The organism is Kribbella sp. NBC_01505, from assembly GCF_045040285.1.
Classification (GTDB): domain Bacteria; phylum Actinomycetota; class Actinomycetes; order Propionibacteriales; family Kribbellaceae; genus Kribbella.
On record NZ_CP109425.1, the window covers coordinates 864,399 to 878,011 of the forward strand.

The window sequence follows — 13,613 nt, forward strand, 5'->3', positions numbered from 1 at the left end:
GTCTAGTTAACTCTGTCGTTCTCCGCCTGGCACCCAGAGGACGTCGCCGCCGGAGGACAGGTTGGCGACGCGGCCCAGGATGAAGAGCAGGTCGGAGAGCCGGTTCAGGTAGGTGATGGCGAGCAGGTTCACCGTCGGGCCGTGCTCCTCGACCGCGGCCCAGGCCGTGCGCTCGGACCGGCGGACCACCGTGCGGGCCACGTTCAGGTAGGCGGCACCGACAGCGCCACCCGGCAGGATGAACGAGCGCAGCTTGGTGAGGCGGCCGTTGTACTCGTCGCACCAGCCTTCCAGCCGGTCGATGTACTCCTGGGTGATCCGGAGCGGTTCGTACGCCGGGTTCGGCGTGATCGGGTTGCACAGGTCCGCGCCGACGTCGAACAGGTCGTTCTGGATCCTGGTCAACAGCAACACCAGGGTGCTGTTCAGGTGCCCGGCCGCGATGGCGACCCCGATCGCCGAGTTCGCTTCGTCCACGTCGCCGTACGCCGCCAGTCGCGGGTCCGTCTTCGAGGTGGTCGAGTTGTCGCCCAGGCGGGTCTCGCCTGCGTCACCGGTGCGGGTGTAGATCCGCGTCAAGTTCACAGCCATGGCAGGGACTCTACGCAAAGGTGCATCCGTCTAAACGCTACAGTCGACCAGTGGAACGGTTTCGGATCGCGGGTGAGGCACGGCTCGAGGGAGCTGTGGAGGTGGCTGGGGCGAAGAACAGCGTGCTCAAGCTGATGGCGGCGGCATTGCTGGCGGAGGGGACGACGACGCTGCGGCAGGTGCCGGGCATCCTGGACGTCACCTTCATGGCGCAACTGCTGGACACCCTGGGCTGTTCGGTCACCGTGGATGCGGAGGCCGGGCTGGCGACGATCGCCGTACCGGCTGAGATCGGTTACCAGTGCGACTACGACCTGGTGCGCAAGCTCCGGGCCTCCATCTCGGTGCTGGGACCGCTGCTGGGCCGCTGCGGCCGGGCCGAGGTCGCTCTGCCGGGTGGGGACAACATCGGCTCGCGCGGGCTGAACATGCACGTCGCCGGACTGGAGGCGATGGGCGCGAAGGTGCATATCGAGCACGGCTTCGTGATCGCCGAGGCTCCGCAGGGGCTGCACGGCGCCGAGGTCTGGCTGGACTTCCCGAGCGTCGGGGCGACCGAAACGATCATGATGGCAGCCGTGCTGGCCCGTGGGACGACGGTGATCGAGAACGCCGCCCGCGAGCCGGAGATCCAGGACATCGCAGCACTGCTGGTGTCGATGGGTGCTCAGATCGACGGCGCCGGGTCGCCGCGGATCGAGGTCACCGGTGTCAGTGGTCTGCTGAAGCCGGTCGAGCACGTCGTCGTACCGGACCGGATCGTCAGCGGGAGCTGGGCATTCGCGGCCGCGATCACCAAGGGCGACATCACGATCACGAACGGTCACGCCGAGCACCTCGAGCTGCCGTTGGACAAGCTGCACAAGGCCGGCGCCGAGATCGAGGTGCTGAACCCCGGCTTCCGGGTCGTGATGAACGACCGGCCGAAGCCCGTCGATGTGGTCACGCTGCCCTACCCGGGCTTCGCGACGGACCTGCAGGCCTTCGTGATCGCGATGAACGCGCTCAGCGACGGTGCCGCGATGGTCACCGAGAACCTGTTCGAGGGCCGGTTCACGTTCGCCCAGGAGCTCACCCGGCTCGGGGCGCAGATCCAGACCGACGGTCACCACGCGGTCGTCCGCGGCGTACCGAGGCTTTCCGGCGCACCGGTCGTCGCCTCGGACATCCGCGCCGGTGCGGCGCTCGTCCTGGCCGGCCTGGCCGCCGAGGGCGAGACCCTGGTCTCGGCCGCTCACCACGTGCACCGCGGGTACACCGACTTCGCCGGCAACCTGCGCCGCCTCGGCGCCGACGTCACCGTCGAGCCCGACGACGCGGACGTGTACTGGAACTGAGCAGCTCGCGGTTCGCGGTGATCTGCTCATACGACTTCGGCCTCGCAGATCGCCGTACGACGTGTGCTCCATTGGGACCGCCCACCGGGCGTTCGGGCGCGTAGATCCAGGCTCGGAACAGGGAGTCCAGGTCCTGACCGGCGATCTCTTCGGCCAAGGTGCTGAACTGCGCGGTGGTCGGTGCTTCGTCGGTCTTCTGCCGGCGGATGACCAGGTCGGCGCCGGCGGGGACAGCCGTCTTCGGCGCCACCGTCAGCGTGCCGTCCTTGGAGGTGTACTCGGCGGGCTCGTTGTTCACGGTCACCGAGGAAACCGCGAGCAGGAACTGCAGGTTGAACGCGGGCAGCTTCCGGCTGGCGGTGGCGAGGATCGTCGTCACCCCGGACAGGACCTCCGGCGTGAGCTGGTAGCGGATGTTGACCGCATAGTGACTGACTTCGAGGCCGTCGGTCACCGCTGCGATCGCGGTCGGAGCGTTGCCGACCCTGCTGCCGGCGAGCGTCATGACTGTGACCAGCGAGAAGGTCCTTCGGGAGATCCGCATGGACCGAGCATCGCCAGCGGGCAGTGAAGGATCGATGAAGATCGGGTTAGGGTCTGGGCATGAGTGAGCGCGTGGTCAAGCCAGTAGGCCGAGGTTTCCTGTTCCTGGACTCGCATCCGGCCGGATGTGTCCAGGTGGTCAGAAACCTGGCTGCCGCCGTTGAACCCCGTACGGCGCCCCGCCGGGTGGCGCTGGTGATCGGATCCAGCTCGGGCTACGGGCTGGCGACGACGATCGCCGGGCTCTCGGCGTTCGGGATCGACGGGATCGGGATCGCGTTCGAGAAGGACGCGAACGCCCGCCGGACGGCGTCCGCGGGGTGGTACCGCACGGCGGAGACCGCCGTACTGGCGCAGGAGCTCGGGCGCGACTTCAGCTTCGTGAACGCCGACGCCTTCGCCGACACCACGAAGACCGAGGTGCTCGACCTGATCGCGGAGCGGTTCGGCAAGATCGACCACCTCGTCTACAGCGTCGCGGCACCGCGCCGTACCGACCCGCGCACCGGCGAGACCTACCAGTCCGCGCTGAAGACGATCGGCGAGTCGTACACGACCAAGTCCCTCGCGTACGACGGCGCCGAGCCGCAGCTGACCGAGGTCACGGTCGACCCCGCGACCGATGACGACCTCGCCCAGACCGTGAAGGTCATGGGCGGCGAGGACTGGGCGCGCTGGATCACGGCGCTGCAGGAGCGCGACCTGCTGAACGAAGGCTTCAACACCGTCGCCCTCACCTACATCGGCTCCGACATCACCGGACCCATCTACCGCCAGGGCTCGATCGGCACCGCCAAGGCCGACCTGGAGCAGACCGCCCTCACCCTCGCCAAGGACGGCGTCCGCGCCTACACCTCGGTCAACGGCGCCGCCGTCACCCAGGCCTCCTCCGCCATCCCCGGCATCGGCCTCTACACCAGCCTCCTGCACAAGACCCTCGGCGACGCGATGCAGTCCCCCATCGAGCAGTCGATCAACCTCTGGAGCCAGCTCACCGGCGCCACTCCCCCGGACCTGGACGACGAGAACCGCATCCGCCTGGACCGCTGGGAGCTCACCCCTGAGACCCAGACCGCAGTCCACGCCGCCTGGCAGTCCGTCACGCCGGACACCATCGCCGACCTCGCCGACCACGAGTGGTTCCTCGCCGAAATCCGCCGCCTCTACGGCTTCGACGTACCAGGCGTCGACTACGAAGCCGAGGTAGAGGTCGACGTGAAATGGCCGGGGACAGACGGTTCCGAAGGCCCGTAACCGGTGCCCGCTGCGGCGGGCCCTGAACCGTGTCAGCGAAATGTCATCGCGCTCTTGGATTCTCTTGGTACGCCGCTCCATCGCCCCAGGAGGAACCATGAAGGAAATCCATTCGCTGACGCCGACCGTTGCCGGGACGCCGCCCGATCATCGGCTTTCGCGCCGCGCGCTGATGATCTGGGCGGCCGCCGTCGCCGGGCTGGGCTCAATGGTCGTGGCGCTTCCCGCCGAGGCACAAAGTACGACTGTGGAGTGCCTGGCCGATCTCATGGTGTCCTGATGGCGGTTCCCTGGCTCATCGACGTACTGCGAGGCGCCGGCGTACAGGTCGTGGAGGAGGGCAACTGGCGAGGTCGCGGGGTGAGCGGCTCCTTCGCCCCCATCGGCGTGCTGTGGCACCACACCGCCGCGACCTCGAGCCCGTCGAACCCCGCCCCCGCGCTGAACGTCTGCATCAACGGCCGGCCGGATCTGCAAGGTCCGCTCTGCCACGCGCTGGTGGACTACAACGGGGTCTTCCATCTGATCTCCGCCAACCGCGCCAATCACGCCGGCCGCAGTGGCGGCAGCGGCCCCATCCCCGTAGGCGACGGCAACACGATGCTGATCGGCTGGGAGATCGACTACAACGGCGTGAATCAGCAGATGACCGCCGCGCAGTACAACGCCTCGGTCGCGGCCACAGCCGCGGTGCTGAAGCAGCTCGGCCGCGACGCGAGCTACGCCCGCGGACACCGCGAGACCAGCACCACCGGGAAGATCGATCCTTCGTTCATCAACCTGGACACGATGCGTGCGGACGTGGCCCGTCGGATGCAGGGCGGCGGGTTGTCGAACCTGGCGGTGTATCGGGGTTCGAACAGCCGGTTCTACATCCGGAAGGTGGACGGCTCCGGTCTGCTGACCGAGGTCCCGTTCGGCGGGCCGGGCGATCTGCCCGCGACCGGGCGGCACGAGAACCTGTCCATCGACAACCTGGCCGTCTATCGGTCGTCGACCGCGACGTTCTCCATCCGCCGGGCGGACGGGACCACCCTGACCATTCCCTTCGGTGAACCTGGCGACCTCCCTGCCTCGGGACACTACGAGGACGGCCCGCTCGACAACCTGGCGGTCTTCCGGCCGTCGGACAGCACGTTCTACATCCGGCGTGGGGACAACTCACAGCTCGCTGTCCCGTTTCCTGGCGCGCAAGCGGGCGACGTGCCGGCGATCGGGCGGTACCAGGCGATCGCGTACGACAACCTGGCCCTGTACAGACCGTCCGAAGGCGCCTTCTACATCCGCTGGGCCGACGGGCAGGTGGCCAGGATCCCCTTCGGCAATCCGAACGACCTGCCCGCTCCGGGGTATTTCGAGACGACCACGCTGACCAATCTGGCGGTCTATCGCCGGGCGACCAGCACGTTCTACATCCGGCGCGCGGACAACTCGATCAGTGCTGTCCCCTTCGGAGACGCAACCGTGGGCGACGTACCGGCTGTCGGGAAGCACCAATGAACACCCGGATGATCCCAGCCGCTGTCGCGACCGCGCTGCTGGCTTCCACGCTGGTCGCAGCACCGGCACAAGCCCTCGTCGCGCTGCCGTGCGATCCCAAGGGCGTACCGACCTCCGACGGCTGGAACGCCGGTCAGGTGGCACCGGGACTGAACGGCAACATGCGAGGCAGCCTCACGGCGTACCGGATGTCGTGCGCTCGCGTCGTCACCGAGACGATCCGGGCGCGCGGGTTCTCGGCCCGGGCCGCGGAGATCGCCATGGCGACGATCATCGTCGAGGCCCGGATGGACAATCTCGACGGCGGTGACGGCAGCAGTGTCGGGCTCTTCCAGCAGACGAAGTCGTCATACCCGAACATCAACCGCAACGATCCGGTCGCCGCCACCAACGCCTTCCTGGACGAGATGCTGCGGGTCTATCGGGACGGGAGCTGGCAGACCCGGCCGATCGGTGAGGTCTGTCAGGGCATCCAGCGCTCGGCCTTCCCGGCCCGTTACCAGCCACAGGCGGCGGACGGGATCCGGATCGCGGCAGCGGTCTGGGACCGATCGCCGTCGAACCTGGCGGTCTACCGGCCCACGAACAACACGTTCTACATCCGCAAACTGGACGGCACCCTGCTGACCCAGGTGCCGTTCGGCGTCGCGGGCGACCTTCCGGCCGTCGGCCAGTACGAGAACAGCAACTACGACAACCTGGCCGTCTACCGGCCGAGTGCCGGCGCCTTCGTGATCCGGTGGGCCGACGGCCGGAGCGCCACGATCCCCTTCGGCCAGAACGGCGACCTTCCGGCCAGCGGGCACTACGAGAACAACCGGCTCGACAACCTGGCCGTCTACCGTCCCAGCGACAGCACCTTCTACATCCGCCGGGCCGACGGGAGCCTGCTCAAGGTGCCGTTCGGGCAGACCGGCGACGTACCGGCGATCGGTCACTACGAGAACAGTCCCTACGACAACTTGGCCGTCTACCGGCGCTCCGAGGGTGCCTTCTACATCCGTTGGGCCAACGGAACCGTCGGCCGCATCCCCTTCGGCGTCGCCAACAGCCTTCCCGCCGCCGGCCATTTCCAGGTCGGCGCTCTCACCAATCTCAACGTCTACAGCCAGTCCGACAGTGCTTTCTCCATCCGGATGGCCGACAACTCCGTCGTTCGCGTCCCCTTCGGCGACGGCAGCCAAGGCGACGTACCGGCCGTCGGCAAGTTCGAGTAAGCGGTACCGCTCGAGGTCAAGCGCGGGATGGGCCTGCCAGCTCGTCCCGCGCGGCCATCAGAGCGAACCCCAGCAGGTTGAGTCCTCGCCAGCGGGCTGGGGTCGACGCTGCCTCGTCGTTCGCCGCCAGGCCGATCCCCCAGACCCGGTCGAGCGGGCTGGCCTCGACGAGGACGCGTGATCCGGTGCCGAGCAGGTAGTCGCGCAGCTCCGGGTGGGCGCTGAACTTGTGGATCGAACCGTCGACCACCAACTGCACCCGGTGCTGCTGCCAAGTCTCCTCGTCGAAGTTCCGTACCGCGCGACCAGCAGCCTTCGCAGCACCGGAGTTCCGAGCGCCGAGCACCGCGTCGAGTGCGGCGTCGTCACCGAACAGCCGCGCCTTCCCCGCCATCATCCAGTGCTCGGCGGTCGGATACGCGACCCCGTCAACCGTGAACGGCGCCGGAAACCACTGGCTGAAACAGCTCGCGTCGGCAACTCCCGGACGCCGCGGCCGATGCCCCCAGAACCACACATAGCGATACCGGCGACCCCGCGCGATCCCGTCGAGCAGATCCGCGACGGACCGCGGAACCTCGATCGACCCGGCCGGCTTCATGCCGCCCAGTATCAAGTCCCCACCACCACAAGGGAAACGATTTGCATGCTGCCCCGGGGTGGTTGGGGCGGCCTCGGCTCTGTGTATTGCTGGATCCGCCCGCACGAACAACAGCAGGTCGTTGTCCGGTGCGCTGCCCCCGCACCCTGCGCAGACCTGCCGACCGGTGTACGTCGTTGACTACGTGCTGTCGTTCGTGCAGGACCGGGTGTAGGGACGGGGCACGTGGGCGGACTACGTGGTGTCGTTCGTGGGCTGCTGCAAGGGGGCGCGGTGAGGAGGGCGCGGGCCAACGGGCCACGGGCGGGTCGGAGTGAGGGGCGGCACGAAGCACAGGTGGAGGGCGGTGTCGGGGGAACCCAGAGCAGCTCGTACGGCGTGAACGGGGCTCGGCGTGGTGCGCACGTGCTGTCCTTCGTGCGCATCTGGATCGCGTTGATCGGCAGGGCCGGTCGAGGGGGCGCGGCGGCCGGGGCGGGCTTGGGCGGACGGCCCGGGTGGTGGTGCCTTCGGCCGCCGCATGCGGGGCTGGGTTGTCGTCCGCCGCGTATTCGCGAGGTTATCGGTTCAAATTTCGGCCGACTGGGGCACCCTCATGATGGTCGATGGAAGGGACCCCGCTGAACTACAGCGCCTTGAAGGAGACCAGCTCCAGGACGAGGTCGCCGGCTTCGTCGGAGGCGGCCAGGTCGACCGAGGCCGAGATCCGCCAGTCGTGGTTGCCGTCGGGGTCGTCGATGATCTGCTGGACCTCCCAGTAGCCCGGGTGCTCCTCAACCATGAAGAGCGCGGGTCCACGGGCGGCCGGGCCGGTGTTCAACACGTCGTGCTCCGCGTAGTACGCCGTACCGGCTTCGGCCCAGCGGCCGGCGTCCCAGCCTGCGTCGGTGTCGAGCTGACCCAGCTCGGCCCAGCGGTGCCGGGCGACGAGCTCGACGCGGCGGAACATCGCGTTGCGGACCAGGACGCGGAAGGCCCGGGTGTTGAGGGTGATGCGGCGCGGGCCGACCGGGGTGACCTCGACCTCCGCGGTGACCGGGTTGGTGAGCTCCTCCCACTCGTCGAGCAGGCTGGAGTCGGTCTGGCGGACCACTTCGCCGAGCCACTCGATCAGGTCGGTGAGGTCCTCGTTCGCCTTGTCCGGCGGGACGGTCTGGCGCAGCGCCTTGTACGCGTCGCTCAGGTAGCGCAGGACGATGCCTTCGGAGCGCGCGAGGCCGTAGTACTGGATGTATTCGCCGAACGTCATCGCCCGCTCGAACATGTCCCGGATCACCGACTTCGGCGACAGCCCGGCCTCGGCGATCCACGGGTGCGTCTGCCGGTAGATGTCCAAGGTTGCCTCAAGCAACTCTTCGAGCGGCTTCGGCCAGCTGATCTCCTCGAGCAGCTCCATCCGTTCGTCGTACTCGATGCCGTCGGCCTTCATCCCCTGCACGGCCTCGCCCTTGGCGTGGTGCAGCTGCGCCATCAGGATCGCGCGCGGGTCCTCCAGCGTCGCCTCGACCACCGACACCACGTCCAGCGCGTACAGCGGGTCCTCGGGGTCGAGCAGGTCAAGAGCGGCCAGCGCGAAGGTCGACAGCGGCTGGTTGAGGCTGAAGTCCTTCTGCAGATCGACGGTCAGCCGCAGCCACCGGCCGAATTCGTCCGGCTCCGGCAGCCGCTCGACCACGCCGGCGGTCAGCAGGGTGCGGTAGATCTGGATCGCGCGAGTGATCAGCCGCCGCTGCGACTTGGAGTCCTCGTGGTTGTCCTGCAGCAGGTGCCGCATGCTGGCGAACGCGTCGCCGTCGCGGGCGATCACGTTCAGCAGCATCGCGTGGTTGACCCGCATCCGCGACTGCAGCGGCTCGGGCTCAGCGACGACGAGCCGGTCGAAGGTGTCCTCGCCCCAGGTGACGAAACCCTCCGGCGGCTTCTTCTTCTGAACCCGCCGCTGCTTCTTCGGGTCGTCGCCGGCCTTGGCCATCAGCCGGACGTTCTCCACCACATGGTCCGGCGCCTGTACGACGACTGTGCCGGAAGTGTCGTATCCGGCCCGCCCGGCCCGCCCAGCGATCTGGTGGAACTCGCGGGCCTTGAGGATCCGCTGCCGGCGACCGTCGTACTTGCTCAATGCGGTCAGCAGGACCGTGCGGATCGGCACGTTGATGCCGACGCCGAGCGTGTCCGTGCCGCAGATGACCTTCAGCAGCCCGGCCTGCGCGAGCTGCTCGACCAGCCGCCGGTACTTCGGGAGCATGCCGGCGTGGTGGACGCCGATGCCGTGCATGATGAGGCGCTGCAGTGTCTTGCCGAAGCCGGAGCTGAACCGGAAATGCCCGATCAGCTCCTTGATCTTGTCCTTCTCTTCCTTCGTGCAGACGTTGATGCTGGTCAGCGCCTGGGCGCGTTCCAGGGCCGACGCCTGGGTGAAGTGGACGACGTACACCGGGGCCTGGTTCGTCACCAGGAGCTCTTGCAGCGTCTCGTGCAGCGGCGTCGTGACGTACTTGTAGACCAGCGGGACCGGGCGCTCGCCCGACGAGATGATCGCGGTCGGCTTGCCGGTCCGGCGGGAGAGGTCGATCTTGAACCGCTCGACGTCACCGAGCGTCGCCGACATCAGCACGAACTGCGCGTGCGGCAGCTCCAGCAACGGCACCTGCCAGGCCCAGCCGCGGTCCGGCTCGGAGTAGAAGTGGAACTCGTCCATCACCACCTGGCCGACATCGGCCGTCGATCCCTCACGCAACGCGACGTTCGCCAGGACCTCCGCCGTACAGCAGATGATCGGCGCGCCCGCGTTCACCGAGGCGTCACCGGTCAGCATGCCGACCTTCTCCGCGCCGAAGATGTCGCACAGTGCGAAGAACTTCTCCGACACCAGTGCCTTGATCGGAGCGGTGTAGAAGGTCCGCACCCCGTGGGCGAGCGCCGCGAAGTGCGCACCGGTCGCCACCAGGCTCTTTCCGGACCCGGTCGGGGTGGACAGGATCACGTTCGACCCCGTCATCACCTCGATGACCGCCTCCTCCTGCGCCGGGTACAGCGAGATCCCCTGCTCCCCCACCCAGGTGGCGAACGCGTCGTACAGCGCGTCGGGCTCAGCGGTCTCCGGCAACTTCTCGGTCAGCGTCATCACTGCCCATTGTCCCTCACCCGCCCCAGCGCCTCAGGCGGCACTCCGCAGCGACGGCACAGCACGAAAGCCGCGTCCTCGTGGTGACCGCGGTCACAGCGGCCTGCAACTTCAATCCAGTCCGACGATGCGCGGATGCTGCCCGGCGACGCTGAGGTCGTAGGCCTCGTGCACGGTCCAGTCCGGGCTGAGCAGGGCGGTCTGCTCTTGGCTCAGCAACGCGACTACGAGTCCGTCCGGCGCCAGCACTCGCCGCCAGGCGCGCAGGTACGGCATGAAGTCGCCGACCCCGAGTCGGACGCCCCAGGGCGGATTGGTGAGGATGCGATCCGCCGTACCGATCAAGCGAGCCGCATCGCCGACCCGGAACCGCAGGGCCGAGTTTGCTCGGGCTGCTGCGACTGCCTCGGGTCGGCGGTCGATTCCGAGGTACTGCGCGTCCGGTGCGATCGCCTGTGCCTCGACCAGTAGCGTTCCGGCACCACAGAACGGGTCCACGACTCGCATCCCGGCGTCGATCCGGGCCAGCTTCGCCATAGCGGCCGCTACTGGCGGATGCAGGCTGCCGACGACAGTCCGCTGCCGCCACGCGCGCCGATGGAGAGGTGCTTCGTACGGGCGTTCGGCGATCCACATCGTCTTTCCGTCCAGCACGACTCGCCATTCGGAGCGTTGCGCCGGCGGCCGAGCTCCGTCGCGGCGCGAGTGGTAGACGCCGCCGAGGGCTGCGCCTACCTGGTCCTCGACGTCGTACCGGTTGAAGTTCCGCTCGCCGACGAACGACGCCGACACCGCGAACGGACCCGCTGCCTGCGCGGACAGTGCTACCGACTGCAGACCGGCCTTCGTCCGCCCCGGATCCGGTACGGCGTCGCGCACCACGAACAGGTCGTCCGCCAACCGCGGCGGTCTGCTCAGCAACTCGTCCGAAGCCTCGACCACCAACTGCCTCTTCGACACATCGACCACGCGATGTCCCGCGGCGGCGATCTCCTCAGCCGCCAGACCTTCCAACCCCGACACAGTGCGCACAAGCACCAAGGGCATGCGTTTTCTCCCGGTGAGCAATCGGGAGCGACCAGTTGGTCAGTCCCGCATCACCGGCTCAGGGCCGAAGCCTCAACCGAACCGGCGGCTGGTCAGGCCGCCGGGAAGAAGAACGCGTACATGCCTTGCATCCTCACACGCCAGTCCACCGATTTTCGCGCCTGTCGATCCTGCCCGGTAGGTGTTTGCGGGGATCCGCTGCCGCTGGGTGGCAGTAGATCACCACAAAGGCGGCGGTTTTCCGCCGACCGAGGTGAGGACGTGCCGGCGTCAGTCGTCCGTGAACTTGTCGGCGAGGCCTTTGTCCAGGTAGTCGGCGGGGAGGTCTTCGATCAGGAGTTCCGGCGCTGAGCGATCGCGGTGCAGTTGCCAGTAGGCTTCCGCGATCGCGTCGGGCTGTGAGGTGGGGGCGCCTTGGCCGATAAAGGCGGCGATCGCCACGTGCGCGGCGTACACGCCTGTTCCCGCCAGGGCCGCGTGCAGGTTGAGCAGGTAGTTCCGTAGCCCGGCGGTGGCGACCTGGATGTTCGCTACGTGTGGGGCGATCAGCGGGCCGGAGCCCGCGCCGCTGGTCACCAGGATGGTCCCCGTGCCGCGATCCAGCATGCCGGGCAGCACGTGCTGGATCGCCGCGACGCCGCCCAGCAGGAACAGGTCGAGCTGGGCCAGGACCGCGTCGACAGTCAGGTCGAGGGCGCCGACGATCGGCGCCGCGCTCAGGTCGGTCGGGGTCGGCGCCGGTGAGTACTCGAGGACGTCGATCGGCCCGAGGCGTTGCTCGACCTCGGTCAGCGCCGCGAGCAGGGCGGTCCGGTCGGTGATGTCAGCCGGAAAGACCTCCACCCTGGTGCCTTCGGCCGCGAGTTGGTCCGCGACCTTCTCCAGCGTCGACCGGGTCCGGGCGATCAGCGCCACGTCGAACCCTTCGGCCGCGAAGCGGCGGCCGACCGCGTACCCGAGCTGCGGGCCCGCACCGACGACAACAATCGTGCTCAACGTCATCTCCTCCAACGGGTTGCATGCAGTGCGTAGTGAGGGTCCATCAACCGACCGAGGTGAGGCCTGCGGCGCGCGGGGCCGGTGAGCGGAAGGTTCCGGTGCTGGCGTGGAGGTCGGCCGCGGCCAGGGTCGGGGAGGCTGCGGTCGTGGCGAGGCGGTGTGCCAGTTGGTGCGCATCCCAGGCGGTGTGGTGGCCGACGGCAAGCAGGTCCCGGAGAGCGTCCGCCACGTCGTCCGGCACCTTGTGGCCGCGGCGGGCCAGCTGTCTGACGGCGAGGGCGGTCAGGCGTAGCTCGGCCAGGGTCTGGGCGTAGTGGGTTGCGACCGTGGTCCGGCCCAGTCCGCGCCGGCCGGACAGAATGACGTTCGCCTGCTTGCCCAAGCCTTTGTAACCCCTCACTTGACGCTGTAGCCGCCCCAGGCGTTCACACCGGTGTGCTCGATCTGGAGGTAGCCGTTGGTGAGCTCCTTCAGGGCGACCTCGGCCGCGTTCAGGCTGGCCGGCATCCGCTGCGCCGCCTGGTCCCACTGCTGCTTCGCGCCGTCGTACTGCATTCGGGCGTCGCCGCTCCAGTCCTGCATGACCTTGAGCACGTTGGCGTTCATGGTCTCGAGCTCGGCCAGCAACTGCCTGGTGACGATGGCCATCACGTCGCGGGTGGAGTCGGCCATCGTGGGGTTGAACGAATAGGTAGCCACGAGTTAGCCCTTCGGGACGAAGATGCCGGGACCGGTCGGGATCTTCGTCGCGACCTGCGTGTTCTGGGACTCGCCCTGGGTGATGACCTGGCGGTTGCCGTGCAGGACCTCCTGCATCTCGCGCAGCTTGTTGATGATCATCTGGCAGTCGTCCTGCCACGCCTTCATCGAGCTGTCGAAGGTGCCCGACGCGTCGCCCGTCCAGCTGGCCCGCAGCTGACCGAGGATGTCGTTCACGCTGTTGAGACCGTTCGTCGCCACGCCTTCGGTGGTCGCCAGGTGGCCTGCGGCCTGGGCCATTCCTGGGGTGGTTGTGGACACCTCCATGAGGACATCTCCCTTACCTGATAGACCAGGGTCACCGGCGAACAGTTTCTGCGCGTCCACTCCAGGCGGCAGGGACGGTGCGATCACGTCGGCGGCGGCTCGGCTCGCCTGCTGCTGGGCGTCCGTGATCGTCTTCAGTACGGCGCTCGCCAGCTCGGCCGGGGCCATCCGCTTGTAGGTGCCGTTCGGGAACTTGATCTCCTGCACGACTCCGCCATGACCCGCCGTCACGACGACCTCCTGCCGGGGCGCGGTCGCCGTACAGGAGATCTCGCGCAGCCGCCGCTGGGTCTCGTGCAGCTCGGCGAACTGCCTGCGGTACTGCTCCTCGAGGAATCCGACCTCGTCCGAATGCTGAGCCGCCATGGTCAGCG

14 protein-coding genes are annotated in these 13,613 nt (G+C 68.2%); 5 read left to right on the forward strand and 9 right to left on the reverse strand.

Annotated elements, in window-relative coordinates; translation table 11 throughout:
- Positions 1-6: 6 nt before the first annotated feature.
- A complete protein-coding gene (locus OG474_RS03740) occupies positions 7-591 on the reverse strand; it encodes a cob(I)yrinic acid a,c-diamide adenosyltransferase (RefSeq protein WP_132400617.1) in 585 nt (194 codons plus the stop codon).
- 50 nt (positions 592-641) lie between these two features.
- Here OG474_RS03740 and murA point away from each other — a divergent pair, with 50 nt between their 5' ends.
- Complete coding sequence (gene murA, locus OG474_RS03745; protein WP_405060761.1) at positions 642-1,928, forward strand: UDP-N-acetylglucosamine 1-carboxyvinyltransferase; 1,287 nt, start codon at positions 642-644, stop codon at positions 1,926-1,928.
- On the opposite strand, the gene OG474_RS03750 is transcribed toward murA, so the two are convergent.
- Entirely contained in the window at positions 1,888-2,472 is a 585-nt protein-coding gene (locus OG474_RS03750; RefSeq protein WP_405060762.1) for a hypothetical protein, read from the reverse strand. The two genes, murA and OG474_RS03750, sit on opposite strands and share 41 nt — an antisense overlap.
- Positions 2,473-2,531: 59 nt before the next feature.
- On the opposite strand from OG474_RS03750, the gene fabV reads away from it, so the two are divergent.
- From fabV to OG474_RS03770, 4 genes are all read left to right on the forward strand, one after another.
- Positions 2,532-3,725, forward strand: a complete 1,194-nt coding sequence (gene fabV / locus OG474_RS03755; protein ID WP_405060763.1) for an enoyl-[acyl-carrier-protein] reductase FabV — start codon at positions 2,532-2,534, stop codon at positions 3,723-3,725.
- A gap of 97 nt (positions 3,726-3,822) precedes the next feature.
- A complete protein-coding gene (locus tag OG474_RS03760; protein WP_405060764.1) occupies positions 3,823-4,005 on the forward strand; it encodes a hypothetical protein in 183 nt (60 codons plus the stop codon).
- Positions 4,005-5,225, forward strand: a complete 1,221-nt coding sequence (locus OG474_RS03765; protein WP_405060765.1) for an N-acetylmuramoyl-L-alanine amidase — start codon at positions 4,005-4,007, stop codon at positions 5,223-5,225. Before OG474_RS03760 ends, OG474_RS03765 begins: the two co-directional genes overlap by 1 nt.
- On the forward strand, positions 5,222-6,442 hold the full coding sequence (locus OG474_RS03770) for a hypothetical protein (RefSeq protein ID WP_405060766.1): 1,221 nt from the start codon (positions 5,222-5,224) through the stop codon (positions 6,440-6,442). The genes OG474_RS03765 and OG474_RS03770 overlap by 4 nt, the downstream gene beginning before the upstream one ends.
- Positions 6,443-6,458: 16 nt before the next feature.
- On the opposite strand, the gene OG474_RS03775 is transcribed toward OG474_RS03770, so the two are convergent.
- The 7 genes from OG474_RS03775 to OG474_RS03805 form a co-directional block, all read right to left on the reverse strand.
- Entirely contained in the window at positions 6,459-7,043 is a 585-nt protein-coding gene (locus OG474_RS03775; protein WP_405060767.1) for an NADAR family protein, read from the reverse strand.
- Positions 7,044-7,668: 625 nt separating this feature from the next.
- Entirely contained in the window at positions 7,669-10,167 is a 2,499-nt protein-coding gene (locus OG474_RS03780; protein ID WP_405060768.1) for a DEAD/DEAH box helicase, read from the reverse strand.
- A gap of 111 nt (positions 10,168-10,278) precedes the next feature.
- The gene (locus OG474_RS03785) at positions 10,279-11,214 is read right to left on the reverse strand and encodes a methyltransferase domain-containing protein (protein ID WP_405060769.1); all 936 of its coding nucleotides are present in this window, start codon (positions 11,212-11,214) and stop codon (positions 10,279-10,281) included.
- 270 nt (positions 11,215-11,484) lie between these two features.
- Complete coding sequence (locus OG474_RS03790) at positions 11,485-12,210, reverse strand: SDR family NAD(P)-dependent oxidoreductase (protein WP_405060770.1); 726 nt, start codon at positions 12,208-12,210, stop codon at positions 11,485-11,487.
- 46 nt (positions 12,211-12,256) lie between these two features.
- Positions 12,257-12,595: a hypothetical protein gene (locus tag OG474_RS03795; protein ID WP_405060771.1), complete on the reverse strand. Its 339-nt coding sequence runs from the start codon at positions 12,593-12,595 to the stop codon at positions 12,257-12,259.
- A gap of 14 nt (positions 12,596-12,609) precedes the next feature.
- On the reverse strand, positions 12,610-12,912 hold the full coding sequence (locus OG474_RS03800; protein ID WP_405060772.1) for a WXG100 family type VII secretion target: 303 nt from the start codon (positions 12,910-12,912) through the stop codon (positions 12,610-12,612).
- Between the two features lie 3 nt (positions 12,913-12,915).
- Entirely contained in the window at positions 12,916-13,605 is a 690-nt protein-coding gene (locus OG474_RS03805) for a WXG100 family type VII secretion target (RefSeq protein WP_405060773.1), read from the reverse strand.
- Positions 13,606-13,613 lie beyond the last annotated feature (8 nt).

Bases quoted from the DNA above. Each gene is read 5' to 3' on its own strand.
- OG474_RS03740 (WP_132400617.1), bottom strand. From the start codon at position 591: ATGGCTGTGAACTTGACGCGGATCTACACCCGCACCGGTGACGCAGGC.
- OG474_RS03750 (WP_405060762.1), bottom strand. From the start codon at position 2,472: ATGCGGATCTCCCGAAGGACCTTCTCGCTGGTCACAGTCATGACGCTC.
- fabV (WP_405060763.1), top strand. From the start codon at position 2,532: ATGAGTGAGCGCGTGGTCAAGCCAGTAGGCCGAGGTTTCCTGTTCCTG.
- OG474_RS03760 (WP_405060764.1), top strand. From the start codon at position 3,823: ATGAAGGAAATCCATTCGCTGACGCCGACCGTTGCCGGGACGCCGCCC.
- OG474_RS03765 (WP_405060765.1), top strand. From the start codon at position 4,005: ATGGCGGTTCCCTGGCTCATCGACGTACTGCGAGGCGCCGGCGTACAG.
- OG474_RS03770 (WP_405060766.1), top strand. From the start codon at position 5,222: ATGAACACCCGGATGATCCCAGCCGCTGTCGCGACCGCGCTGCTGGCT.
- OG474_RS03775 (WP_405060767.1), bottom strand. From the start codon at position 7,043: ATGAAGCCGGCCGGGTCGATCGAGGTTCCGCGGTCCGTCGCGGATCTG.
- OG474_RS03780 (WP_405060768.1), bottom strand. From the start codon at position 10,167: ATGACGCTGACCGAGAAGTTGCCGGAGACCGCTGAGCCCGACGCGCTG.
- OG474_RS03785 (WP_405060769.1), bottom strand. From the start codon at position 11,214: ATGCCCTTGGTGCTTGTGCGCACTGTGTCGGGGTTGGAAGGTCTGGCG.
- OG474_RS03805 (WP_405060773.1), bottom strand. From the start codon at position 13,605: ATGGCGGCTCAGCATTCGGACGAGGTCGGATTCCTCGAGGAGCAGTAC.